Annotated in this window: 24 protein-coding genes and 1 pseudogene; 13 read left to right on the forward strand and 12 right to left on the reverse strand. The window is 44.0% G+C overall.

Features of this window, described 5'->3' with window-relative positions; genetic code table 11:
• Positions 1–219: 219 nt before the first annotated feature.
• From nox to FYJ39_RS11900, 11 genes are all read right to left on the reverse strand, one after another.
• Positions 220–1,551 (reverse strand): H2O-forming NADH oxidase, encoded by a 1,332-nt coding sequence (gene nox / locus FYJ39_RS11850; protein ID WP_154472670.1) that lies wholly within the window; start codon positions 1,549–1,551, stop codon positions 220–222.
• Between the two features lie 155 nt (positions 1,552–1,706).
• Positions 1,707–3,365: a sigma 54-interacting transcriptional regulator gene (locus FYJ39_RS11855; RefSeq protein ID WP_154472671.1), complete on the reverse strand. Its 1,659-nt coding sequence runs from the start codon at positions 3,363–3,365 to the stop codon at positions 1,707–1,709.
• A 121-nt stretch (positions 3,366–3,486) separates the two neighbouring features.
• Positions 3,487–3,963, reverse strand: a complete 477-nt coding sequence (locus FYJ39_RS11860; protein WP_154472672.1) for an L-2-amino-thiazoline-4-carboxylic acid hydrolase — start codon at positions 3,961–3,963, stop codon at positions 3,487–3,489.
• A gap of 35 nt (positions 3,964–3,998) precedes the next feature.
• Positions 3,999–4,646 (reverse strand): dihydroxyacetone kinase subunit DhaL, encoded by a 648-nt coding sequence (dhaL, locus tag FYJ39_RS11865; protein WP_407923838.1) that lies wholly within the window; start codon positions 4,644–4,646, stop codon positions 3,999–4,001.
• 10 nt (positions 4,647–4,656) lie between these two features.
• Positions 4,657–5,643, reverse strand: coding sequence for a dihydroxyacetone kinase subunit DhaK (gene dhaK, locus FYJ39_RS11870; RefSeq protein ID WP_154472673.1), 987 nt, complete (start codon positions 5,641–5,643; stop codon positions 4,657–4,659).
• A 74-nt stretch (positions 5,644–5,717) separates the two neighbouring features.
• The gene (locus FYJ39_RS11875; RefSeq protein WP_154472674.1) at positions 5,718–6,425 is read right to left on the reverse strand and encodes an ABC transporter ATP-binding protein; all 708 of its coding nucleotides are present in this window, start codon (positions 6,423–6,425) and stop codon (positions 5,718–5,720) included.
• The gene (locus FYJ39_RS11880; protein ID WP_154472675.1) at positions 6,409–7,200 is read right to left on the reverse strand and encodes an ABC transporter ATP-binding protein; all 792 of its coding nucleotides are present in this window, start codon (positions 7,198–7,200) and stop codon (positions 6,409–6,411) included. The genes FYJ39_RS11875 and FYJ39_RS11880 overlap by 17 nt, the downstream gene beginning before the upstream one ends.
• Before the next feature lie 4 nt (positions 7,201–7,204).
• The gene (locus FYJ39_RS11885; RefSeq protein ID WP_235919815.1) at positions 7,205–8,227 is read right to left on the reverse strand and encodes a branched-chain amino acid ABC transporter permease; all 1,023 of its coding nucleotides are present in this window, start codon (positions 8,225–8,227) and stop codon (positions 7,205–7,207) included.
• 47 nt (positions 8,228–8,274) lie between these two features.
• On the reverse strand, positions 8,275–9,150 hold the full coding sequence (locus FYJ39_RS11890; protein ID WP_154472677.1) for a branched-chain amino acid ABC transporter permease: 876 nt from the start codon (positions 9,148–9,150) through the stop codon (positions 8,275–8,277).
• 118 nt (positions 9,151–9,268) lie between these two features.
• On the reverse strand, positions 9,269–10,435 hold the full coding sequence (locus FYJ39_RS11895) for an ABC transporter substrate-binding protein (protein ID WP_154472678.1): 1,167 nt from the start codon (positions 10,433–10,435) through the stop codon (positions 9,269–9,271).
• 58 nt (positions 10,436–10,493) lie between these two features.
• Positions 10,494–11,759: an L-cysteine desulfidase family protein gene (locus tag FYJ39_RS11900; RefSeq protein WP_154472679.1), complete on the reverse strand. Its 1,266-nt coding sequence runs from the start codon at positions 11,757–11,759 to the stop codon at positions 10,494–10,496.
• A gap of 208 nt (positions 11,760–11,967) precedes the next feature.
• Here FYJ39_RS11900 and FYJ39_RS11905 point away from each other — a divergent pair, with 208 nt between their 5' ends.
• From FYJ39_RS11905 to FYJ39_RS11945, 9 genes and pseudogenes are all read left to right on the forward strand, one after another.
• Positions 11,968–12,363 (forward strand): hypothetical protein, encoded by a 396-nt coding sequence (locus FYJ39_RS11905; protein WP_178258018.1) that lies wholly within the window; start codon positions 11,968–11,970, stop codon positions 12,361–12,363.
• Positions 12,311–12,799 carry a hypothetical protein gene (locus FYJ39_RS11910; RefSeq protein ID WP_195840422.1) on the forward strand — a complete coding sequence of 163 codons (489 nt, stop codon included), beginning with the start codon at positions 12,311–12,313 and terminating at the stop codon, positions 12,797–12,799. The genes FYJ39_RS11905 and FYJ39_RS11910 overlap by 53 nt, the downstream gene beginning before the upstream one ends.
• Before the next feature lie 82 nt (positions 12,800–12,881).
• Positions 12,882–15,587, forward strand: coding sequence for a non-ribosomal peptide synthetase (locus tag FYJ39_RS11915; protein ID WP_235919816.1), 2,706 nt, complete (start codon positions 12,882–12,884; stop codon positions 15,585–15,587).
• An 89-nt stretch (positions 15,588–15,676) separates the two neighbouring features.
• The gene (locus FYJ39_RS21515) at positions 15,677–15,985 is read left to right on the forward strand and encodes a hypothetical protein (RefSeq protein ID WP_407923839.1); all 309 of its coding nucleotides are present in this window, start codon (positions 15,677–15,679) and stop codon (positions 15,983–15,985) included.
• A 669-nt stretch (positions 15,986–16,654) separates the two neighbouring features.
• Positions 16,655–17,809, forward strand: coding sequence for a DUF6017 domain-containing protein (locus FYJ39_RS11925; RefSeq protein WP_154472681.1), 1,155 nt, complete (start codon positions 16,655–16,657; stop codon positions 17,807–17,809).
• Between the two features lie 17 nt (positions 17,810–17,826).
• Positions 17,827–18,039 (forward strand): DUF5348 domain-containing protein, encoded by a 213-nt coding sequence (locus tag FYJ39_RS11930; RefSeq protein WP_154472682.1) that lies wholly within the window; start codon positions 17,827–17,829, stop codon positions 18,037–18,039.
• Positions 18,040–18,084: 45 nt separating this feature from the next.
• Entirely contained in the window at positions 18,085–18,561 is a 477-nt protein-coding gene (locus FYJ39_RS11935; RefSeq protein WP_154472683.1) for a PcfB family protein, read from the forward strand.
• Positions 18,558–20,099, forward strand: a pseudogene (locus tag FYJ39_RS11940) (VirD4-like conjugal transfer protein, CD1115 family); the annotation flags it as partial. The gene FYJ39_RS11935 and the pseudogene FYJ39_RS11940, both read left to right, overlap by 4 nt.
• A gap of 95 nt (positions 20,100–20,194) precedes the next feature.
• Positions 20,195–20,578: a TnpV protein gene (locus tag FYJ39_RS11945; RefSeq protein ID WP_154472684.1), complete on the forward strand. Its 384-nt coding sequence runs from the start codon at positions 20,195–20,197 to the stop codon at positions 20,576–20,578.
• 66 nt (positions 20,579–20,644) lie between these two features.
• Here FYJ39_RS11945 and FYJ39_RS11950 read toward each other — a convergent pair whose 3' ends face one another.
• Complete coding sequence (locus FYJ39_RS11950) at positions 20,645–21,493, reverse strand: helix-turn-helix domain-containing protein (protein ID WP_154472685.1); 849 nt, start codon at positions 21,491–21,493, stop codon at positions 20,645–20,647.
• A gap of 341 nt (positions 21,494–21,834) precedes the next feature.
• Between FYJ39_RS11950 and FYJ39_RS11955 the strand changes: the two genes are divergently transcribed.
• From FYJ39_RS11955 to FYJ39_RS11970, 4 genes are all read left to right on the forward strand, one after another.
• Entirely contained in the window at positions 21,835–22,128 is a 294-nt protein-coding gene (locus FYJ39_RS11955) for a hypothetical protein (protein WP_002594258.1), read from the forward strand.
• Complete coding sequence (locus tag FYJ39_RS11960; RefSeq protein ID WP_004612788.1) at positions 22,112–22,417, forward strand: hypothetical protein; 306 nt, start codon at positions 22,112–22,114, stop codon at positions 22,415–22,417. Before FYJ39_RS11955 ends, FYJ39_RS11960 begins: the two co-directional genes overlap by 17 nt.
• Before the next feature lie 120 nt (positions 22,418–22,537).
• The gene (locus FYJ39_RS11965; protein ID WP_154472686.1) at positions 22,538–22,846 is read left to right on the forward strand and encodes a hypothetical protein; all 309 of its coding nucleotides are present in this window, start codon (positions 22,538–22,540) and stop codon (positions 22,844–22,846) included.
• Positions 22,843–24,087, forward strand: coding sequence for a serine/arginine repetitive matrix protein 2 (locus FYJ39_RS11970; protein WP_154472687.1), 1,245 nt, complete (start codon positions 22,843–22,845; stop codon positions 24,085–24,087). The genes FYJ39_RS11965 and FYJ39_RS11970 overlap by 4 nt, the downstream gene beginning before the upstream one ends.
• Positions 24,088–24,096: the final 9 nt, after the last annotated feature.

Genomic DNA, 24,096 nt, shown 5'->3' on the forward strand with positions numbered 1-24,096 from the left:
GCCTGGTTGCCCGGTCTGCATATCTAAGATCAAACTTAAAATGCTGCATTATGGAAATTCCATATCAAATTCAACCAAAGGCTATCTTTCTAAAACGAACATACGGTTCCAGGCGGCTTTTATAGCTACTGAAACCGTATTGGGGGTGCAGCATTTTCGTAGAACCTACGTTACAACATTTCTACAAAGTGCATACATTATTTCTGATTTAGGGCTCTTTTATTTAGCTCCTAAGGCTGCCATTGTAATATAATTATAAGGCTGGTTAAAGTGAGGAAGGAAGAAAATATCCAGCAGCTTCATCTTATCGATTGTCACACCTTCCTCTATTGCCAGAGAAAAGAGATGAATGCCCATGGAAATATCTTCTGTAGAGGCCATCTGCGCCCCCACCACTCTCCGGGATTTTGTTTCGTATACAATCCTGATTTTTACTGCCGCATTCTCCTTCATAAAGCCCGGACGCTGTAAATCTTCATAATCTGTATAGCTTACTTCCAGCCCTGCTTTCACAGCAGCTTTCACAGAAAGACCGGTAGAAACCATATTATAGCCAAATACGGAAATACCATTCGACCCCTGTACGCCGATGGTTTCTAATTCCGTTCCACCTATGTTATGACCGGCAATGATTCCAGAACGCACGGCATTGGTCGCTAAAGCAATATAAGTAACCTCCTGTAATGCGTTTGAATACACTGTAGCGCAATCCCCAATCGCATAAACGTCAGGATCACTGGTCTGTTGACGCCGATCCACCAGATAAGCGCCATTTTTAAACAGCTTCAAATGTTCTTTGCCCAACTGATTATTAGGAATAAAGCCGATTGCGTTGATAACGGCGTCAACCGGATATTCCCCCTTTTCCGTCTTTAGTGCAGCAACACGCCCATCTTTTCCATGATACTCTGTTACCCTTTCTGAGAAGTGAACTTCAATACCATGATCCACCAGCCGCTGATCCATATCTGCTGTAAATTGCTCATCATAATACGTTGACAACGAGGTTGGAGCTACGTCAAAAAGCAAAACCTGCTTTCCTCTGCGTTTCGCTGCTTCCGCAATCTCTACACCGATATATCCCGCTCCAATCACAGCAACTGTTTTTACTTCTTCCTTTGATAATTCCTTGTCTACTTCCTGTCCCTCCTGGAATAGCTTCAAAAAATGGACTCCGTCTAAATCCTTCCCAGGAATATCCGGCGATATGGGCAAAGAGCCTGTCGCCAAAATCAATTTGTCATATGACTCGTTCCAGGTGTTTCCCTCCTTGTTTATGCAGGAAACGAATTTTTTAGCGAAATCTACAGACGTAACGGTCGTCTCCATATGGATTGAAGCGCCTTTCTCTTCAAATGCCTTTGAGCTGGTATAAAACAGATTTTCGTAGGAATCAATCTGTCTTCCTACCCAAAGCGCGGTGCCGCACCCTAAATAGCTGAGGTTCGTATTTCGATCAATCATAACAACTTCCTGATTTGGGTAGTTATCTAATAGTGTATTTGCGGCCGCAATTCCCGCATGGTTTGTTCCAATAATTACTGTTTTCATAGAAACACCTCCTAAATTTTGTTTTTCATGTTAAATTATATAGAATTACTTTGTTATTTTCAATCACTTTAGAGATTTTTGAATGATATTTTTCTGAATACATAAGCTCAAATTATGTAATGCTCCATATACTTTTTACATGTTTCCTCCCCTGTTTATTCCAACTGATATGATTTTAATTTCCTGTATAATGTGGTTCTTGATATTTTAAGGATATTAGCTATCTCCTTTTTACTATATCCATCAGCAAGCATTTTTTTTAACTGTATCTTTGCAAGCTCCTCCAAAGAGCAGTGCTCCTCTTCTGTCAATTCCTTTTTCCACAGATCTTCTTTATATCTCCTGCTGGCGATCCGCTCCAGCATGAATTCTATATCTGTCACTGTACAATCTCTGTATTTTCTCCATAATCCCTTCAGATGTTCCGATGATAATCTTAATTCGTTTTTTTCATATAAATGGCAATAATATTTTAATCCTGTCTGAATGTATCTTGAAAAAATCGTAAAGTCATTATACAGCGTTTCCGTATTTTTTATCTCATTCTTTGATATCAAATAATAAAGGTCCTGACTAAATCTTCCATCCTCTGCCAATTCTGCCAAATTCGCTGTTGTACAAAAAATAAACCTTACATTTGTGTGTATGCTGTATCCACCTTTCAATATAATGCGTCCCGTCCTTATAAATTCAGCTAATTTTTCCTGAACATAAAGCGCCAGATACTCTGGCTGTACAATAAGTATCGTTCCCCGGTTCAGTCCACGCAAAAGTCCATTCTCATCCAATAAATAATGAACGAACAATTCCCGATAGGAGTTTTGTGCATAAACCAATTTTAAATCCTCCAGCCGCCTTGGCGACTGATTAAAAATTGCTTTTCCGAGCATTTCATTTAAAACATTATCTTCTCCTGAAATCAGTATATTCTCATCTATTTTTGCATACCTCTTTGCCTTCTCTATCATCTCCTCTCCCAAAAACTGCTTCAGCCACCTGAATGTCACAAGTGTTCCAATTGAGAAAAGCTTTGATGTATCTTGAATATTCCGATAGGGACGAAAGCTCAAAACAACGCCATATTCCTGTTCATTCAGCCATACTCTCTTGCTGTTTATTATTCCATAAAAACTCCCGCTTTCATAATGAATAGAAACTTTTTCATTATCAATTCCTTTGCCCTTCCTGTACCATTCCTCAAGCTCCGGATAAATTCTGGCTGCATTTACTCCTATATAATCTTCCTTTATCCCGAAAATATCCCGAAATGTCTGATTTAAATATAGAATATTCCCATATACATCTGTATATAAAACAGCATCCTCCATTAAATCCAGAATGGATTCAATCTGCATAATCTTCTGTTTTAACCCCTTCTTTTCAATGTGATTCTGTATCCTGGCTGCCACTAATTCCGCCATTCGTTCCATAAAAAACACAGTAGAACCAATGTTTTCAAATAGTGTTTTCACCTTAAATCTTGGCAAAACAAGGGCAATCACTCCCAAAATCTGATTCCCATAACGAATAGGAACTCCTATAAAGCCTCGCATTTTACATTCCTTATATTTTTCACATTCTCTACAGCTTTGTATCGAAGCTTTTTCATCTATCAGCAAATTCTGATTATTCATAAGAACCGTCGCAATCAAAGAACCATACTGAATATGGTTGTACAGTGAAAAATATCTGAAAGAACTCCCTACAATATTCATGCTGGAATCTGTAATAATCACATCTGTATCTAATACATCTGAAATCACCCCTGCAAAATTATCTACAAACCCCTTTATTGTTCCTAACATTGTCCCCATTCTTCTGCCCTCCCCTATACAAATAGTCTACTCAGCAAATTAAGAAAGAGACCCTCACATGCATGATTTGCATATGAGAGTCTTATTCTTCAGTTAAATATAAAATAAAAGCTTCCCAGACCTACCTTTTGCTAATCCTTACTTCACAAATGTCATCTCCCTTTGCAATTGTTTTTCCGAGATAGAAATCAAAATTAAGCGTTTCACAAATACCCCTGTCACCATCCATGGCAATATCACAAAGCACCTCGCACTCCTCATCTGACGCGCCCAGTTTCTTCCATGCTGCTACCAGCGGGCAGTAGTGGAAATCAACGCTTAACGTTCCTTCTTTACAGTTGTCTTCCATCTGAAAAACACCCTTTACATTATCGTTAATAAATTCTCTGTAGAAAATATTAAAATCATCTGTGTGTGTATACTTTGTTTCACCATGGAAGCGTCCGCATGCTCTGATTGCTTCATGGGCAAAAGCATCACTTAACCCCTGCTTCTTTGCCTCTTTATACATCAAATACATCCAGGCTGCTCTATGTTCAAATGCGTTTCTTAAATCCTCGGTGTGCTGCCCTCTATCCTCTGCTTTGTTCTTAATCATTTCTTTTCCTCCTGAAAATTTTTATATAAAATGGATTAAAGCGTTTCAGCTACATAATCCATTAAGGCTATAATCTGATACGACATCGTTACAGCTCCCGGATCCAAATATCCTACCCCCTTATTTGCCTGATAGGTTGCGCGGCCTCTGACTGCTTCCATATTCTTTGTATTCTCTGCTCCATCAACAGCCGCTTTCTTCACTCTCTCGCACAGGGTTTGGTCATCACAATTATGTTCCAAACAGACCTTATATTCCTTTACCGCAGGCGCAAGACTATCGAGCATTGTCTTGAAGCCTTCCTTTGCCTGTCCTCTGCTGGCTATAGCTCTTAACATTGCCTCAAGCACATCATATAGCTCCTGACGCCCTAATGCCTCCTTTGTCTGAACTGCCCTTGCTGCCGCCAAATATGCACTTCCATATAGGACACCCGAGGAACCTCCAATTACAGACATCATGATTTTTCCGATTTCCTTCAGTTCATCACTAATATTCATAGCTGCCAAGCTGTCAATATCCTTAACAAGACTTTCAAATCCCATATTAATATTAGACCAATGATCGCCGTCTCCTGTGGCGAGATCCAGCTCCGTCACATAATCTCCCTTGTCATGTATCAGAGCATAGGCGCGCTTAATATATTCCGCGTAATCCGCTGCTGTCAGTTTAAACCCCATCATCTTTCCCCCCTCAGAACTTTAACGCCGGCGTATCACAAGGCTTATCTAACAATTCCTTTAATTCTGCATCCAGCTTCATCAGCGTCAGAGAGCAGCCCGTCATATCCAGTGCCGTTGTATAGTTTCCAACTAAGGTTTTGTGCACTTTAATTCCCCTCTTCTTTAGATACGCCTGTACTTCCTTATTTAAAATATATAATTCCATAAGGGGAGTTCCCCCAAGGCCATTGACCAGAACAGCAACCTCGCTATTACTGTAGTCGTAATCTGCCAGAATTTTATCAAGAAGGATTTCTGCCGTCTCTTTTGCGGTTTTGATCCCTGTTCTTTCTACTCCCGGCTCTCCATGAATTCCCATACCAATTTCGATCTCGTCTTCTGCAAGGGTGAAGCCAGGCCTTCCCACTGCCGGAAGAATACAGGGCGTCATTGCCATTCCCATACTGCGGATGTTTGCAATGGCATGCTCAGCCGCAGCCTTTACTTCCGGCAGACCTGCCCCTGCCTCAGCCTTTGCTCCTGCGATTTTATGTACAAATACAGTTCCCGCAATACCTCTTCTCCCTGTTGAATATGTACTGTCCAAAACAGCCACATCATCTTTTACTACAACGCTTTCTACCTCAATACCATCTGCCTCTGCCAGATCCCGCGCCAGTCCGAAGTTCATAATATCGCCTGAATAATTCTTTACAATCAGAAGAACGCCTTTGCCCGTATTCATCTTTTTAATTGCAGTACCGATCCTGTCAGGGCTGGGCGATGAAAATATATTTCCGGATACAGCCGCATCCAGCATTCCTTTTCCAACAAAGCCTGCATGCAAAGGCTCATGTCCTGCACCTCCGCCAGAGATGACAGCAACCTTATTTCCTCTTTCATGGCGTGAAATTATTTCCGCATCCGGAGTATACTCCAAAAATTCAGGATATGCTTGCTGCATACCGTTCAGCGATTCGCTGACGACATCTGCCGGATTATTAATAATTTTCTTCATTTCAATAACACCTCTTTCAAATATAATTCATATGCAGCCGTCAAAAACAGCCTTTCCAGGTTCTACATACCTGCTTATCCAAGTCCAAGATATGCCTTTTTGATCTTCGGATCTGACGCAATCTTCTTTGCATCTCCATTCATTGTCACAACACCATTTTCCAGAACGTAGGCTCGATCTGATGCTGACAATGCCATATTTGCATTCTGCTCAATCAACAGGATAGTAACCCCCTGTTTATTGATTTCTTTTATCATATCAAAGATCATCTCTACAAAATTGGGTGCCAGGCCCAGTGAAGGTTCATCCAAAAGCAGCAGCTTGGGACCCGGCATTAAGGCCCTTCCTACCGCAAGCATCTGCTGCTCTCCCCCTGATAATGTACCAGCCTGCTGCCTGTATCGTTCCTTCAGTCTCGGAAACAGCTTGTAAACTCTTTCATAGCCTGCGTTAATCGTTTCTTTCTCTTTTACAATATAGGCTCCTAATCTGAGATTCTCCTCGACTGTAAGCTCTGGGAATACCTCTCTTCCTTCAGGAGATATACTGATATTCATTTTTGTCATCCGATAGGGCGGGCAGTTTGTAATATCTTTCCCCTCAAATTCCACCTTTCCCCTGCTTGCTTTTGTAACGCCTGCTATGGTATTTAGCAAGGTTGTCTTACCAGCGCCATTGCTTCCGATTAGAGAAACTATTTCTCCCTTATCAACCTCCATCTTAATTCCCTTCAATGCATGAATTACCCCATAATATGTATTCAAATCACTTATTTTCAGCATCCTTTTGAGCTCCTCCCAAATACGCCTCAATTACCTTTGGGTTATCTGCGATTTCTTTTGGAATGCCATTCGCAACCGGCTTTCCATGATCAATGACGTAGATGCGGTCTGATACATTCATTACGACACTCATATCATGCTCGATCATGAGAATCGTATATCCCTGGCCTTTCAGCTTATTAATAAACTCCATCAATTCTGAAGATTCCTGCGGATTCATTCCGGCAGCTGGCTCATCCAGAAGAAGCAGCTCAGCGCCTGTTGCGATTGCTCTTGTTATTTCCAATTTACGCTGTTCGCCATATGGAAGATTCGCCGCATAATCGTCCCTTCTGTGATCCAGATCAATTAACTTCAATAGGCGGATTGCATTGGCTGTTTTTCTGTCTTCCTCTTGCCTGAATGCCTTGGTTCTGAATACAGCTTGGAACAAATGATAGTTTGTTTTTATATGCGCTCCAATCAATACATTTTCTATAACCCGCAGATCGGAGAACAAACGGATGTTTTGAAATGTCCTGGAGATTCCCGCTTCGACAATCTTCTTCGGCTTTTGATTCTGGATTTCCTTATCCTTAAAAACAATGGTTCCTTCATCTGCTTCATAAATACCTGTCAGCATATTGAAAACAGTTGTCTTTCCAGCTCCGTTAGGTCCGATGATGCTGACGACCTCCCCTCTGTTTACATTAAAACTAACATGATCTACAGCAACAATGCCGCCAAACTTTTTTGTAATATTTTTAACCTCCAGCAACAGCCCTTTGTCTGCCATTATTTCACCCCTTTGTTTCATTCCACAAATTCAAAGGCCCATACTGATCCATTGCTTCTACTTCTTTCTGAACCCTCTTCGTAAGATGATACGGCATCGTAGACTTCCATCCCAGGATTCCCTGTGGTCTGAAACGCATCATCAGAACCAGGATCACACCATATAATACAAATCTATATTCCATCAGGAACCTGGATACTTCCGGAAATGCAATCAGCAGCGCTGCTCCTATAAACATTCCACGAATTGTTCCCATCCCTCCAAGAATTACGATACTAAGAATCAATGTTGATACATCAAAGTTAAATGTATTTGGATCAATATATCCTATCAATGAAGAATATAATGCGCCGCCTACCGCACAGATACAGGCAGAAATCACAAACGCAAGGATTTTATAGCTTGTTACATTGATTCCCATCATGGTACTCGCCAGTTCATCCGCTCTGATTGCCTGAAGTGCGCGGCCAGTCTTTGATTTAACCAATGCGATGCAGAAAAGAGTTGTCAGCACTACCAAAACCAGCATCAGATCATATAATCCGTAATTGGAAATGGTTAATTCCATGCCAAAAATAGATGGCTTCGGTATATTTTTAACACCTAATGTTCCATTTGTTACAGACGCCCAGTTCATTGCAATCATCTTTACAATTTCACCAAAACCTAATGTAATAATCGAAAGATAGGTTCCTGTCACTCTTAATGTTGGAAGCCCTAATAATACCCCTACAAGTCCCGAAACTAACATTCCCAACAGCATCGCCGGAAAAAAATTCATTCCCAGCTTTACTGCGCATAAGGATGAAGTATATGCTCCTATTGCCACAAAGCCTGCATGTCCCAGTGATACCAGTCCTGTATATCCGGTCAAAACATTCAACCCCAGCCCCAGTAATGTGTATGAACCAATTTTTACACATACCGTCAGTAAATACGTATTGTCCAGCATTACAGGGAGGGCGATCAATGCTATGCCTGTAGCGAGCAGCAAAATCTTTTTGTATTTGTCAATGAATGTTTGCATTTGATGTAAACTTACTTGCTTTTTTCCATTCCCAGTCTTCCCCATATTTATACCTTAGTAATACCTTTCCGTCCAAGCAAACCATTTGGTCGTACAATCAGAACAATAATTAGAATAATAAATGCGATAGAATCCCGGTATGTGGAGCCCAGAAAGGTTGCCGCCATACTCTCTGATATGCCTACAATTAGTCCGCCAAGTAATGCTCCCGGCAGGCTTCCGATTCCACCAAGCACTGCTGCCGCAAATGCCTTCAAGCCTGCCATAAATCCCATATTAGGATATACGATCTGATAATATCCTCCGACTAAGGCTCCTGAGATTGTTGCAGACACCCCTGCCAGGAAGAAGGTGAATGAAATAACAAAATTCACATTAACTCCCATCAGATTTGCCGCTTTCGAATTTTGTTCACTGGCACGCATTGCAAGACCTATTTTTGTCTTATACACAATAAATACCAGAACAGACATTAACGAAAGAGAAACTACACACATCATAATCTGTGTTGATGAAATACTGATTGCACCTAACTGAACAGAGCCGTAATTAAATAGTTGGGGAAAATTTCTCTTCTCCGAACCGAGAAATACAATCAGCAGATTTGTCACAATATTGGAGATACCGATTGTGGTAATTAACGATGCGATCGGCATGGACTTTTTCTTTCTTAATGGCTCCAGGGCTGCCTTATTAATCAACACGCCAAGTATTCCGGTTGCAATCATGCTTATAATAATTCCAGGTACAGCTCCGAAATTCAGACCGATCAGAACCATTGAAATTTCCGCGCCAAAGGCATAAATTGCACCATGAGAAAAATTCACAAGTCTTAGAATACCAAAGACAAGAGAATATCCTACCGCTATCAACGCATATCCCATTCCTAAAGCCAAACCATTCACTATCTGTTGTATTAACATGAGATACCCTTTCTATGGGAGGATACCTTTCGCTCCAATGGGACATGCCCATATCAGAGGCATCCTCTGCTCTTTAAGCTTATAATTCCTGTTATCAATTTATATATTGAATGTCTGCCTAGTTCATTCTGACAAACTTCCCATCCCTGATTGTAACCTTTACAAATTCCTTATCAACATCTCCATTTGAATCAAACTTTGTATCTCCTGTAACACCCTTATACTCAATCTCATATAATTTGTTTTTCACCGTCTCCGAATCTGTTGTGCCTGCTTCCTCGATTGCTGTCAGCAGCATTCCAGCTGAATCGTATGCCTGAGATGTTAAGGCTGACGGAGCTGCTCCAAAATCCTTTGTATAGCTTTCTACATATGCTTTTACCGCAGGATCATCTGATTCTGAGAAAAAAATAACGGGGAAGCAAACACCCTCTACTGCCTCTCCTCCCAGCTCTATTAGCTGCTGGCTATAGGCATTTGAAAAACCTACAATTGCAATATCCGGATTAATCTGCTTATACTGCTTTGCAACCGGAGCTACCAGATTATACATTCCACAGCAGATTACAACATCTGCTCCCGCCTCATTCAACTTCGTAATTGCAGGTGTATAATCATCGGAGCCTTCCATAACCTCCTCATGGGCAACAACCCTGACATCTGGATCTCCTGACGCTTCAACCAGCTGCTTGATGATCTGAGAAGTATTTGTTCCCCAGTCCGTCATAATAGAAATAATTCCAATCTTCTTCTTTCCAAGATCATTGATTGAGATATCCACACTTGCCTCACCCTCTTTGGAAATGATCGTATTGTTTCTGAAAATATAATCTCCTATTCCTGAATAATCTGGATGTGAAGAGGATGGAGAGATTTCAATGATTTTATTTTCCTGATAAATCGGAGCTGCCGTCATACATACACCTGAAGCAAAATGTCCGATTACGCCTGCGGCCTTTTTATCAGATACAATTTTCTGAGCAATTGTTGTCGCCTCCTCCGATGTGTTCTTATCGTCATAGGGAACAATTTCAACCTTCTTTCCTAACACGCCTCCCTTATCGTTCCATTCCTTAGCCATCATGTTCGCGGCATTGGTGAAACCAATTCCATACTCTGAATTATCACCTGTCATAGGACCAGCTACTGCAATCTGAATTGTATCAGAACTTCCTGAATCCCCCCTTGCGCCGGCATTTGATCCTCCGCCTGAGGCTCCACATCCTGATAATATCGCTGTTACCAGTGCTCCCGCTAATGCTACACTTAAAATTCTCATTCTCATCCTTTTCTCCTCCTTTATCACCAGAGCATTTCATCTTGCTCAATTACTTTTTCTACCTTTAATCATTCACCATGATATCTAGAATTACTTCGTCCGTTGTCTTCATTCCATCTCTGGCCAATTTCACGACCCCATTTATTGTTTTCTGCAGCCCATCCTTTACAATGCCATCTCCTGACATAAAGGCGTTATTTTCTCTGGCCATAATGCTTCCCATGATCGCGGCATCCACGCTCGTTGCTATCTTAGCCGCACAGGAGGCGCTTGCTCCGTCACAGATAATTCCCGATATATTCGCCAGCGTATTGGCGACTGTATCCGAAATCTGTTTTTCATTACCCCCATACAAATATGTAATTCCCGCTCCTGCTCCCGCTGCTGCGCTGACTGCTCCACAATATGCTGAAAGTCTTCCAATTCTGTATTTCTGATAGATCGCCAGCAAATTACTTAAAACCAAGGCCCTGATTGTCATTTCTTTTCCAGCCTTAAGATACTTTGCATATTCCAGAACTGGCAACGAAACGGTCATACCCTGATTTCCGCTTCCTGAGTTAATCACTACCGGAAGCTCGCATCCATTCATTCTTGCGTCAGAGCCTGCTGCTGCCATAGCCTTTGCCCGAGTTTTAATATCATCTCCATAATATCTAAGAAGCGTTTTCCCAATATTGGCTCCGAAGTTTTCTGACAATCCTCTGTTTGCAATCGCTGTATTACAGCGTATCTGCTCTTCAATCAGAAACATCACTTCCTCCATCGGCACTGTATTTGCAAAGGCAAGGATATTTTCCACACTCAGACAGGAATAATCAACACCGTTTTCCTTTTCCTGAACCTTGGCTTCAAAAATAAGCGATCCATTTTTTTCAATTCTAGTGATTCCTAAATGTGTTCTGGCCAGCTCTATCTCAACCTCATCTGAGCCCGCGAACATTTTTTCAATGATATGAAGCTTCTCCATGGTTTCCAGACGTGATACGGTACACATCTTTTTCCAAAGCAGCCTGTTACATAAGCGAAGCTCTTCGTTTGTCACCTCCATTAAAACCTCCAGCTGCTTATCTGCCTTTCCTCCGATAGCACCAGCTATGGCAGCCGCCTCAATTCCCCTCATGCCTCCTGTCATTGGAACTACTGCACTTTTAGCGTTCTTTATAATATTTCCGCTGCAGGCAATTTCAATGCGTTCCGGTATACAGCCTAACACCTCTGCCGCTTTAGCTGAAACATATGCAATAGCAATTGGCTCTGTACAGCCAAGGGCCTTTACTAACTCATTCTTTAAAACATTCATCATATTTTCATTCAGTTCCTGCTCCATTTCTTTTCCACTCCCAATTCCTGTTGTTATTAAAATCTTATCCCTTATATTCCCATTTTTCAAGCCGTTTTTGTATATTATGTCAATTTTTCCCTTTTATACAAGTTTATTTTAGTGCAACTAGTCTATATTTGTGTATTATTAAACCATCATTCATATATTTTGTTTCATTTCGAAACATCTGCTAATCATATCCACAAGTAAAAAATTGGCTATCTTTCACTTTTGGGTTCTGCAAGGTAGGCTGGTTATTACAGGAGAAGCACATATTCGGATTGATGATTTTGAAAAGCTCCTAACTTCTATCCTGGATCGGAAGGGAGAACCTTACAAAACGCCCAGAAACCTGGCGTCCGGTTCGATTCGTACCTTAAACTCTGCCGTTTGTAAAGAACGCTGTGTATCTTTTATCCCGTTTAATGTGTTAAAAGGACTTGATAATGAAGCAGTCATCAGCGACAGCCGATCCGCAAAACTTTTAAAACTGAAAGATTATGTATTTGTCTACTGTGATTCCTATACCATTGATAAAAATGCTACGGAAGAACAGATTGAAACTTACATCAAGCGAGACGATTGCCAGGGAAAAAATGATCCCGATTGACGGCATTGTAGCTGTCTATGACAGTATCTCCTATTCAAAAAACTGCGGCAGAACCAGCCGTGTTTATAAAGACGGCCTAGCCTTCAAATTTGAGGAGGATGCGTTTGAAACAGTTTTCCGTTCAATCGAATGGACGCCTACCAGGTCCGGACAGCTTGCCCCAGCTGCATTGTTTGACACCATTGAAATTGACGGCTGCGCGGTTTCCAGGGCAAGTCTCCATAACCTTACCTCTATCAAAGATCTGGAGCTGCAGCCAGGCTGTCGGATATTAGTCTCCAAACGCAATATGATTATCCCCCATATAGAGGACAGCCTTGACCGGGATAATTCCATATACAGCTTTCCTGGCACCTGTCCCAGCTGCGGGGCTCCAACCAGAGTCCATACACGCAAAGGGGACAAGGGCCGCACGTTCAAAGTTTTTGGAATATAACTGGCTGGATTCATTCCAGAATCTTTACCACCTGGAGCGGATAGCTGGCATAAATAGTACTGCAAAAGAGATATCTTCTCAAATGCTGTATGACGAGTTCCTGGAACAGGTTAAGAAGCAACCTGTAAAAACAGCAGTGATTGACTCCGCAGATAAATTTACATATTTGGAACTTCATCATATGGCTTTAGGAATTGCAGACCACCTGAGTGAAATGGGGATTAAACCAGGCAGCAATATTGCAGTTTTGCTCCCCAAAAGTCGATTTCAGGTAGCTGCGATATTAGGTATTTTATATGCTTCTTGCGTTTATGTGCCTGTTGACTTAGAGCAGCCGGAACAGCGTTGGAACACAATCGTAGCCAATGCTGATATAAAAGCAGTTCTTGTTCATTCGGGTCATAGTGCAGTTTTTGAACATGTGCCGGTGTTACCGGTAGACCAGATCGAGGCAATAAGTAATAACAGTATGATACTGCGAGGAACCCCCGATGATTTGGCATATATTATTTTTACTTCAGGAACTACTGGTATTCCTAAAGGTGTGGTTATCACACATAAAGCTGCTTGGAATACAATTAAAGATATTAACCAGAAATTTTTCGTCAGTAGTCAGGACTCGGTGTTAGGGCTGTCAAAACTTAATTTTGATTTGTCTGTCTATGATATTTTTGGATTATTATCATGCGGAGGAACCTTGGTTTATCCAAAACTCTCAAGATACATGGACCCGTCTCATTGGGTAGAGCTTATACAGGAATACGAAATCACCATCTGGAATTCCGTACCCGCGTTTATGCAGATTTTAACCGGTTATTTTACTGGTAAGAGTGAGAAGCTGCCACTTCGCGTCGTGCTGTTATCAGGAGACTGGATTCCGGTAGGCATGCCTGGGGATATACAAAAATGTGCTGGTGATGCCATGGTTATCAGCTTAGGCGGTGCAACGGAAGCCTCTATCTGGTCCATATATCATGAATGTGTTGATAATGAGATACGTGAGGTGAGTATACCTTATGGCAAACCTCTATCGAATCAGGGATTCTCTATTTATGATGCAAAAGGACGCCCATGCCCGGTATACGTGACAGGAGAACTTTGTATTTGGGGAACAGGTCTTGCCGAAGGGTATTATAATGACCATAAGCTGACAGAGGCAAAGTTTGTTACGGGCAGAGAAAATGGCAGAATGTATAAAACAGGGGATATTGGCTGTTATCTGCCTAATGGTGAGATTGAGTTTAAGGGGCGAAATGATAATCAGATAAAGCTGAGAGGACACCGTATTGAATTAGGAGAGATCCAGTCTACTCTGGAACAGCATAAATCTGTTTCACAGGCTATGGTGGTGCTGAATGAGGTAAAAACGGATATTTATGCTTTTGTAAAGACTGTTCAAGGGAATGTGAAGAATTTTGATTTAAAACAATATTTAGAAGCGTATTTACCAAAGTATATGATTCCTGCGGATATTATTTCGGTAGAAGAGTTTCCGCTGACTGCCAATGGGAAAATAGACCGGGATAAAATTAAAAAGTTAATCATTAAACAGGAAAACGCAGAAGGTAAAGAAATGCGGGAAGAAAATCCTGATGAACTACAGAATAAACTGATAGAGCTTTGGAACAGCGTTGTTCCCCAAAGCGCAGCCGGGGTATTTGACAATTTCTATGACTTGGGAGCGGATTCACTAATACTCGCCCAGATGGCTACAAAAGTTAGAGAACAAATTTCTAAGGATATTGCCTTTGACGCTTTACTGAGAGAACTGATTTATAATCCGACCATTCAAAAACTGTCGGAGTTCATTAGGAATAATACAGAAACGGAAGTCGAAGAGAAGAAAATGGAGGACACAAACTCTGAACTTGTATTTGTGAGGGAATATGGCGGAGATCTGGAGAAAGGACTTAGTATAATATTCCATGGTGCATTAGGTTCATTTAACCGTTTCGACTATCTTGCAGATTCTTTAATTGCAAGTAAGGGAGAAAAAGTGATTGGGATAGGTATTAAAGATACGAATAAGTATTGTTCAATACCGTCAACTAATTTGATTTGGATGTTATCAGATATATATTCCCAAATAATCTGTAGTTATCAGGTAAAGGCCGTAAGTTTGATAGGGTATTGTTTCGGTGGTGTTATAGCATTAGAGACGGCAAACCGCCTTAATGAAAATTCAATAACCGTGAAGTCACTCTCAATATTAGACAGCCTTTTATTGCCTCCTTCATTTAAGGTAGAAGATGAACTGCTAATGGAAATGATGTTTTTGGACAATATCCCAGTTTCTTACGCAGATATTGAGATGCCGAATCCTGCGCTGTATGAGCAGATTATAGTCCAGGAATCAATGAAAAAAGGAGTAATTAATAAGGGCTTTCTGACAAGTATATCTGGAACAACCGAACGGGAGCAGTTAGGTAACTTTTTCAGAGAATTGGCAACGATGCAGAAAGAAGAACGGTTCGGATTATACGCAGTAGAGTGTAAAAAGAATACGAATGTAGAGATGCCGATGGAGCTTATTAAGAGTTTATATCAGGTTTGCGTTGCGGCATTTGAAGCCATGCATTATGAAATATGCCTGTATTTAGGTACAATAAATTATTTCTTTGCCCCGGAGGGCGAAGTGGGATTTAAGAAAATGGTGTTGGAGACATGGGAGGGATTGGCATTAGGCGCTTTTAACGTTATCGAAACCCCTGGAAACCATTATACTTGTATGGAACAGAAAGAGAACGCAGAATATTTGGCAGGCTTATTATGTGATTTAAAAGAATGATGGACATTGTACATCAAGATTACTGCTTTTACAAAATAAAACATTTTTGGTAACTTAAAAGGCTGGCAGTTAAAAGAAAAGGATGTGATATGATGTCAAATAAAAATGATACTCGGCCTATGCTGCTTCATGACAGCCTGCAAAGTTTAGTATTAAAACTTAGCGTACCTGCGATTATCGGCATGGTGGTTGTTGGGCTTTACAATTTTATGGATGGAGTTTATGTCGGACAAATGGTAGGAGATAACGCTATGGCAGCGGTATCTGTGTCCTATCCATTTACGCTTAGTATTCTGATTGATGTTACGTATCCATGGCCGCCAATTTTTGTAGGGGCAATAGGCATAGGCTTTGGTTCTATTTTGTTTCGCAGCAGATGGAAAGGTGAAACAGAGTAATTTTACATGATATGAATGCAATATAGCAGGGGAAAAGAAAACAAGTATGAAGATTGATATTATTTTACGGGTTGTTATTGATTAAAGCCTTGGTAATAAAGAAGATATTAAAAGCAGAATTTTGTTGGGTTTGTTTTATCTAAAAAGGGTGTATTTGCTTATGCATGAAATATTGATATGCAAGAAATTATATGTAAGATTCTAAAAATAGGATATGAGTCTTCAGTAAAAGCAGGGTAAATTCTTAAATAGTATTTTGATAATAACAAGTATCAATAAAATAGTAGCTAAAGGTAATATTTGGAGAGTAATGAATAGATAGGTTCATTGCTCTTCATTTGTATTTATTAAGTAAAGTCGCGTTACAATCTGTTTTCGTGTGCTTCATGTTGGTATGATTATTGATAAATTATAAAGAAAAAACTCTGATTATCTCCAAAAAGCCTGGAAATACGGGCAAATCACGGGATAAGGACACCGAATTTACTACCCATTTACTACATTCGGAGAGAGCCTTGACACGCTTTCCTTTCCCATGAAGTCCACTATCCCAAACAGCGCACATCGAAAAATCGAATACAACACCGCAGATGGCGGCGTTCTCTTTTCCCTTTGTGGAGATCAGGACGCCGCTTTTTTGCGCCCAAATAGAGGAAGGAGCGACCGCCTATGTACTTTACGTCCGGCAGTGACCGGGCCTTTGAACAGCTCATGCAGACAAGGCCAGGCGCGGATCATTTTGACAACGGCGAGGCCGGAGCGCCGGAGGACTGCGGCACCTGCCGCTTTTACCGCCCACACTGGAAGTATCAGTTTTGCGTCTATGCAGAATGTCCTTACCAGTCGGGCAAGCTCACCGCCCTTGACGGAGCGGTGAAATTTCAAGTGAAAGGAGTGGACGACGAGATGGCAGTTTTTCGCGTGGAGAAAAACCGGGGCTACACGGTGATGTCTAACCACCACCTGCGGAACAAAGACCTATCCCTAAAGGCCAAGGGCCTGCTGTCACAAATGCTGTCCTTGCCGGAGGATTGGGATTTTACCCTAAAGGGCCTCTCCCTTATCAACCGGGAAAACATTGACGCCATACGGACGGCGGTGTGGGAGCTGGAAAAGGCCGGGTACATCACCCGCCAGCAGAACCGGGACGGCAAGGGCAAAATGGCCGATATGATCTACACCATTTATGAGCAGCCGCAGCCCCGGCCAGAGGCAGAGGAGGAAGAACAGCCGGGATCGGAAAACCCGGTGTTGGAAAATCCAACATCGGATAATCCAACGTCGGAAAACCCGGTATCGGGAAATCCAATGCAATTAAATAAAGATAAACAAACTAAAGACCCATTAACTACGGATGGATTAACTACCGATTCCATTCCTATCCTTTCCCCTACCTCTCCTTTGGGGAAAACAGCGGCTGCGCCGCCGGAACGGAAAGGAACGGGAGCGAAGTCACAGAGCGCCGTAGCGGTTTATCGGGAAATCATCATGGACAACATCGAGTATTCCCATCTGGTGCAGAACACCCGACTTGACCGGGAGCTGCTGGATGAAATCGTGGACTTGCTGGTGGAAACCGTATGCAGCGCCCGAACGACTATCCGCATTGCCGGGGACGATTACCCCGCCGAGCTGGTGAAATCAAAACTGATGAAACTGAACAGCTCCCACATGGAGTTTGTCTTTGACTGTATCAGCAAAAACATCACGGAAATCCGAAATATCAAGAAATACCTGCTGGCGGTTCTGTTCAACGCCCCAAGCACCATCAACGGCTATTATACGGCACTGGTGGCCCACGATATGAACACCGGCAAAATCTGAAAAAGGAGGACAGCCCTATGAAACAGGGAACTTTGATTTTTGACGAGCAGGCAGACCGCTATGACATCCGTTTTGACCTGTCGGACTACTACGGCGGCCTGCACTGCGGAGAAACCTTTGATGTACTGGTAGGCGGCAGATGGAGGCCCACCCGCATAGAAATGGCTGACAACTGGTATCTGGTGGGTATCCGCACCGACGACCTCTCCGGCCTGCGGGTGCGGATCTAAGCTGTGCTGCCTGCCTGCTTTGACTTTCCAAAGGAGGGATAGCAGTTGCAGGAAGAAATCGAACAGAAAACCATCGCATTAGCGGTTAAGACAGGCAAGCTCACCGGCCAGGTATTACAGGCGGCCATGAAGAAATTTCTGGCTGCCCGTCAAACAGCCAAGAGTAACCCCCACCAAGGCAGACAGAGCTTGCGGCAGCTCAAAAAGGACGGTTGCGCCCTGTCCAACATTGAAATCACCGATGCCAACATCGGACTGTTTCGGCCCTGTGCCAAGAAATACGACATTGATTTCACCCTGCGGAAAGACCGATCCATCCATCCGCCCCGGTATATCGTGATTTTCAAATCCAAGCAGGCGGACAATCTGGAACAGGCGTTTAAGGAGTTTACGGCCAAGAAGCTCAAACAGCAGGAACGCCCCTCCATCCGAAAGCCCCTATCCGCCATGAAACAAAAGAGCGCGGCCAAAGATAAGCAGCGGGCAAAGGAGAAAGTCAAGGAAAGGGGGCTGTCGCTGTGAAGCCAGAAGTAAGAAAACAAATCCTGTCCAACGCACCATATCTGCTGTTCGTTTACCTGTTCGGCAAGCTGGGACAGACCTACCGGCTGGCGGCTGGGGCGGACTTGTCGGAAAAGCTCTTGCACCTTGCAGACGGCTTCTCCCTTGCCTTTGCAAACGCCGCCCCCAGCTTCCACCTGTTCGATCTGGCGGTGGGTGTGGCCGGTGCGGTGGCATTGCGTCTGATGGTGTACTGCAAGAGCAAGAACGCCAAGAAATACCGCAAAGGCGTAGAATACGGCAGTGCCCGTTGGGGCGGCCCCAAAGATATCGCCCCGTACATCGACCCGGTGTTTGATAACAACATTCTCCTGACCCAGACGGAACGCCTCACCATGAACAACCGCCCCAAAGACCCCAAGACCGCCCGGAACAAAAACGTGCTGGTCATCGGAGGTTCCGGCAGCGGCAAGACGAGATTTTTTGTGAAGCCGAACCTGATGCAGTGTACCTCTAAGCTCTATCCGGTTAGCTTCATTGTCACCGATCCGAAAGGGGGCCTGATCGGTGAGGTGGGCCAGCTCCTTGTGCGAAGCGGCTACCGGGTCAAAGTGCTGAATACCATCAACTTTTCCAAAAGTATGCGATACAACCCATTCCGCTACATTCATTCGGAAAAAGACATCTTAAAGCTGGTCAACACCCTGATCTGCAACACCAAGGGGGAAGGCGAAAAAAGCGCCGAAGATTTTTGGGTGAAGTCGGAACGTCTGTTGTATTCGGCCCTTATTGGCTACATCTGGTACGAAGCGCCGGACGATGAAATGAATTTCACGACGCTGCTTGAAATGATCAACGCCAGCGAAGCCCGCGAGGACGACCCGGAATTTCAATCGCCGGTTGACCAGATGTTTGAACGGCTGGAAAAAAAAGACCCGGAACACTTTGCGGTGCGCCAGTACAAAAAATTCCTGTTGTCGGCAGGCAAGACCCGCAGTTCCATTTTGATTAGCTGCGGGGCCAGATTAGCGCCATTTGACATCCGGGAAGTGCGGGAGCTGATGGAGGACGACGAGCTGGATCTTGACACCATCGGGGATGAAAAAACGGCCCTGTTCCTCATTATGAGCGACACGGACACGACCTTTAACTTCATTCTTGCCATGGTGCAGAGCCAGCTTATCAACCTCTTATGCGATCGGGCCGATGACAAATACGGCGGGCGGCTGCCCGTCCATGTACGGCTGATTTTAGACGAGTTCGCCACCATCGGCCAGATACCCAACTTTGACAAGCTGATCGCCACCATCCGAAGCCGTGAAATATCGGCTTCTATCATTTTGCAGAGCCAGTCACAGCTAAAGGCCATCTACAAGGATGCCGCGGAAATCATTTCCGACAACTGCGACTGTACGCTTTTCCTGAGTGGCAGAGGCAAGAACGCCAAGGAGATCGCGGACGTGCTGGGGAAAGAAACCATTGACAGCTATAACCAGAGCGAGAACCGGGGCGCGCAGACCTCCCACGGACTGAACTACCAAAAACTCGGAAAGGATATGCCATAATTCATGGTGACGAGTTCAGTTGCCTTGAATAACAGATGAACAGGGACACGATCAACTGGATTCGGATAAAACGAAAACAGGAGCTCGCTATGGAGAAATTGAAAAAGCATATCCATGATGACAGTAACGGTCTGGACTATGTTCTGGTCGGAGACTACTATATTCCAGACTTACAGCTGCCGGAGGAAAGCCGCCCCATCGGACGGTGGGGACGGATGCACAGGGAATATCTGCAAGAGTATTGTTCCGACCGGTACAATGAATTACTTCTGTCTGGAAAGCTGTGGACATATCTTGCCGATCTGGATGAGCAGGCACAGAACCGTCTGGATTGTACCATTGCCCAGATAAAAGAAACAGAGGGAGTCACGGAGGAATTGAAAGCAAAAGACCAGCTTGCATGGGTCGGTCACATGAACAGCATACGCCACCGGGCAGAGGAAGTCATTCGGTCTGAGATGATTTTCGTCTGAGATGATTTTCGTCTGAGAAGGTGGAAAAACTGAGGCCATTCACTTTTATAGTGGATGGCCTTTTTGCTACCTGCGTTTTTTCTTTTTTGGCATATAATACGGCTGTGGCTTGGCTTTGCCCCGCATATTGTTTGGGTTTTTAAGCAGTTTGGACAGGCTCAGTATCCGCAGAAAAGCCGAAAAGTCCTCGGATGAAATTTTTTCAAAAGGAATCTGCATTTTATCACAAAACTCATGGATCATAGCTTCTGTGTCGTTTCCCATCTGTATGGCCTGTTCAAAATTCTCTTTGACCTCATCCAGTGTTGGCTGTGGGTCAGCTGTGGTCTTGTCTTTCAAATGATCTTCCCGTATATCCCGGACAATGCTGTCCAGATCATCATGAAGGATATGGCTGTAAAAATCGTTCTCCTGTACCTGACCCAATTCCAGCGTCCGCATATACAGATCATTTTCTCCCGGTGCGTGTTCTTTCAGAATGGTCTGCCGGGTAGCTTCCAGAATCAGATTCATCTGGTTCACCCGCATATCAGCGATCCGGTCAATAAAGATTTCCATATCAACCATCAGCCGCAAGAAATTTGGATGAGTCGCCAGTTCACAAAGCAGGCGGTTGTTGATCTTTCCGCTGCTCAAAAGTTCCACCATAGCGTCACTCAGATGCAGAGCTTGAAGCTCCGTGTTTGGGTGATTTTTATTTTCTGACACGCCCATCAGATAATCAGTGGATACTCCGTAAAACTTTGCCAGTGTCGCAATCGCAAATGGGCTGATGTCTTTGTAGTCATCGCTCTCATATTTCCCCAGTGCCGACTTAGACAGACCGGTCTGTTCTGCCAGCTGTTCCAGCGTCAGGTGCTTATCCACCACTCGCAGGTCTTTGAGCCGTTCCGGGATTGACAGTTTTGTGTACATCAAAGCACCTCCTTGCCAACGGTTTTTGTTTTTCATTATAGCACATTTCCGAGAGCGTGGAAATATGCGGTTTTCATGTGTTTTTCCTGCGTCTTGGACATACGGGAGCAGCCCTCTTTTTTCGGTAAACTGGTTCTTGTCAGGAGACATAGAACCTTGAAAAATGAATGACCGGCTGCAAGGGGGATGACCTCCGGGGAAGTGACGCTACGATAAGAGCGCACCAAAGAGGACAATACGCTGGGAGAGAATCCGGGCAGGAATACTTTGCAGACAGACCGGCAGACAGAAAAATAAACGATGCGGGATATACCGCACCAAATGAATGGAGGTAGATCATTATGAAACTGAATATGAAGGAAAAGAAAATTCTTTACGCTTACGCCTGCCCCAGCCATCACAACACAGTGACAAGGCTGAAATGGCTGACAGCATTGACTGTTGACCCGGAGGCGAAAAGCCAGATGCTTCATCTTGCTCGTAAAATTGAGACAGAGACAGAGGAAAGGTGGTACGAAGCCTTTTACCATCATCTGCGTATGGAGATGGACGAATACCGCCGGATTAGACGCAGTCTGCGTGCGCTGAAAGCAAACACCGATTATGAGGAGGAACTGTATGAGGAAGCTGTCTAAATATGAAAAAGAAACCATCATCAACTGGAATGAGGGCGAGACGATTGCCAGTATCTACACCTTCAATGCCAGCTTGAAACGCAGACTGGAGGATTTCAGCCGGAAGTACCCTCTGCTGTGCCGCTTGGAACGCAGTACGCCGGAAGGTAGCGTGACCTATGTACTGGACAAGTCCCGACTTTCGATCCGGCTGGTGCCGCCGTACAGCGAAGAACGGCTGGCAGCTGCAAGGGAGTACGCAAAAGAGCATGGCTTTCAGGTCATACAGACAGAAGAAAAAATCGCTTAAAATGAGGGCGATTTACGAAAAAATATCGGGTCTGCACCCGCTGTTTTGATCGGCAATTTCCGCAGGCGTATTCTGTATCCACTTCTCGCCTATGGGCGTAAATGTACGGATACGGAGCCGGTGAAACTGGCAAAAACCGCTTCTGCGGTGAAGGCCAGCTTCGCCGGTGCGGGAGTACAGAGGGCAGCCAGCCCTTTGTGCCGGGGTGCAGGGGCGGCAGCGCACTGCTGGGGTCAAGGGGCAACGCCCATTGGCGGGTTGAGGGCAGCCAGCCTCATCGGGTCAAGGGTGAAACGCCTTGCCCAGGGAAAGTTGATGCCTGCGTCAACTTATACTGGGTATTACCTGACGCAAAACTTCGCAGGTCTGGCGGCTTTGCCGCCCTCCCCAGCCCAGAACATCTTTGCAGGAAGGAGGAAAAATGTTTGAAATTAACAAGACACAATGGACGATCTGGGAAGCATGGCACTTACAATCCCCGGCACAATGACCGTCGGTTCGATGTAGAAAATAGCGAACACATTGACGCTGAGCGTGCCAGACAAAATGTGTACTGGGACTGTTACCGGGGCTTTACCACCCACGACTTTCGGGAAAACCCAGAGCAGCCGGATTTCAGCTTTGAGGAAATTGAACGGATGTATTACTACGAGCATTATGCCGACCATGTCAATGCTCAGAACGCCCGGAACGAGAAAACCCGGCACATTGAGCGCAATCGCACTGTGGATGATCTTTTGAAAAATAACAAGACCTGTCCAGAAGAAAGCATCTACCAGATCGGCACTATGGAAGAATCCGTTCCGCCGGAGACTTTAGCGCTCATTGTCAGTGAATTTTATGAGGAATTTGAAAACCGTTTCGGTTCTCATATCCACATTTTAGACTGGGCGCTCCATCTGGATGAAGGGACTCCGCACATCCATGAGCGCCATGTATTTGACTGTGAAAATCGGTATGGAGAGCTGTGCCCCCAGCAGGAAAAGGCGTTGGAGGAACTGGGTATCCCTCTCCCTAAACCGGAACAGCCAAAAGGAAAGCACAATAACCGGAAACAGACTTTTGATGCAGTCTGTCGGACAATCTTATTTGACATTGCCAAACGGCATGGGCTGCATCTGGAACAGGAGCCGTCTTATGGTGGGCGTGACTATTTGGAAAAGCAGGATTATATCCTGATGAAGCAGAAGGAGCAGCTGGCGACACAGGAGCAAAAGCTGGAGGAACTGACGCTAAAAATTGAGGATGTAGAAACCTTACTGGAAGATGTTTCCGGTGCAGCCTATGACAAGGCGGTGGAGGTTGTGACCGACAAGGTTCGGGAACAAACCCAGCTTGAAGGTATGGAAGTAATTGAGAAATATCGAAAGAGCGTGGTATCGCCCAATGCCAAAAATTCGCCAGAAGTTGTGAAGATAGCGAACACTCTGCTGAGTAGGGTGCGAGAAAAATTACAGCAGTCTGCTGAAAAAGTTCTCAAAAAGGTACAGGCGGTGCTGTTAAAACCGGAGGTCAAACAGGCTGGCAAAGAGCAGATCAAAAATAAAGCCAGAAAATCCATTAAGGAGAAGCTGGCACAAGGCAAACTGGACGCTGATCGGGAGAACCGGGAGCGCTGGGAGCGTGAAGGACGGATTGCTCCAACAAGAAAACAGGATATGGAATTGTGAGGCATCTGA

The sequence above is a fragment of the Clostridium porci genome, from assembly GCF_009696375.1.
GTDB classification, from domain to species: domain Bacteria; phylum Bacillota; class Clostridia; order Lachnospirales; family Lachnospiraceae; genus Enterocloster; species Enterocloster porci.

Coding starts and splice junctions, on each gene's coding strand:
- dhaK (WP_154472673.1), bottom strand. CDS start 5,643: ATGAAGAAAATTATTAATAATCCGGCAGATGTCGTCAGCGAATCGCTG.
- FYJ39_RS11925 (WP_154472681.1), top strand. CDS start 16,655: ATGTACTTTACGTCCGGCAGTGACCGGGCCTTTGAACAGCTCATGCAG.
- FYJ39_RS11855 (WP_154472671.1), bottom strand. CDS start 3,365: ATGGGGACAATGTTAGGAACAATAAAGGGGTTTGTAGATAATTTTGCA.
- FYJ39_RS11955 (WP_002594258.1), top strand. CDS start 21,835: ATGAAACTGAATATGAAGGAAAAGAAAATTCTTTACGCTTACGCCTGC.
- FYJ39_RS11885 (WP_235919815.1), bottom strand. CDS start 8,227: ATGCAAACATTCATTGACAAATACAAAAAGATTTTGCTGCTCGCTACA.
- FYJ39_RS11895 (WP_154472678.1), bottom strand. CDS start 10,435: ATGAGAATGAGAATTTTAAGTGTAGCATTAGCGGGAGCACTGGTAACA.
- nox (WP_154472670.1), bottom strand. CDS start 1,551: ATGAAAACAGTAATTATTGGAACAAACCATGCGGGAATTGCGGCCGCA.
- FYJ39_RS11890 (WP_154472677.1), bottom strand. CDS start 9,150: ATGTTAATACAACAGATAGTGAATGGTTTGGCTTTAGGAATGGGATAT.
- dhaL (WP_407923838.1), bottom strand. CDS start 4,646: ATGATGGGGTTTAAACTGACAGCAGCGGATTACGCGGAATATATTAAG.
- FYJ39_RS11960 (WP_004612788.1), top strand. CDS start 22,112: ATGAGGAAGCTGTCTAAATATGAAAAAGAAACCATCATCAACTGGAAT.
- FYJ39_RS11915 (WP_235919816.1), top strand. CDS start 12,882: ATGCTGTATGACGAGTTCCTGGAACAGGTTAAGAAGCAACCTGTAAAA.
- FYJ39_RS11930 (WP_154472682.1), top strand. CDS start 17,827: ATGAAACAGGGAACTTTGATTTTTGACGAGCAGGCAGACCGCTATGAC.
- FYJ39_RS11950 (WP_154472685.1), bottom strand. CDS start 21,493: ATGTACACAAAACTGTCAATCCCGGAACGGCTCAAAGACCTGCGAGTG.
- FYJ39_RS11880 (WP_154472675.1), bottom strand. CDS start 7,200: ATGGCAGACAAAGGGCTGTTGCTGGAGGTTAAAAATATTACAAAAAAG.
- FYJ39_RS11860 (WP_154472672.1), bottom strand. CDS start 3,963: ATGATTAAGAACAAAGCAGAGGATAGAGGGCAGCACACCGAGGATTTA.
- FYJ39_RS11875 (WP_154472674.1), bottom strand. CDS start 6,425: ATGCTGAAAATAAGTGATTTGAATACATATTATGGGGTAATTCATGCA.
- FYJ39_RS21515 (WP_407923839.1), top strand. CDS start 15,677: ATGATGTCAAATAAAAATGATACTCGGCCTATGCTGCTTCATGACAGC.
- FYJ39_RS11945 (WP_154472684.1), top strand. CDS start 20,195: ATGGAGAAATTGAAAAAGCATATCCATGATGACAGTAACGGTCTGGAC.
- FYJ39_RS11900 (WP_154472679.1), bottom strand. CDS start 11,759: ATGGAGCAGGAACTGAATGAAAATATGATGAATGTTTTAAAGAATGAG.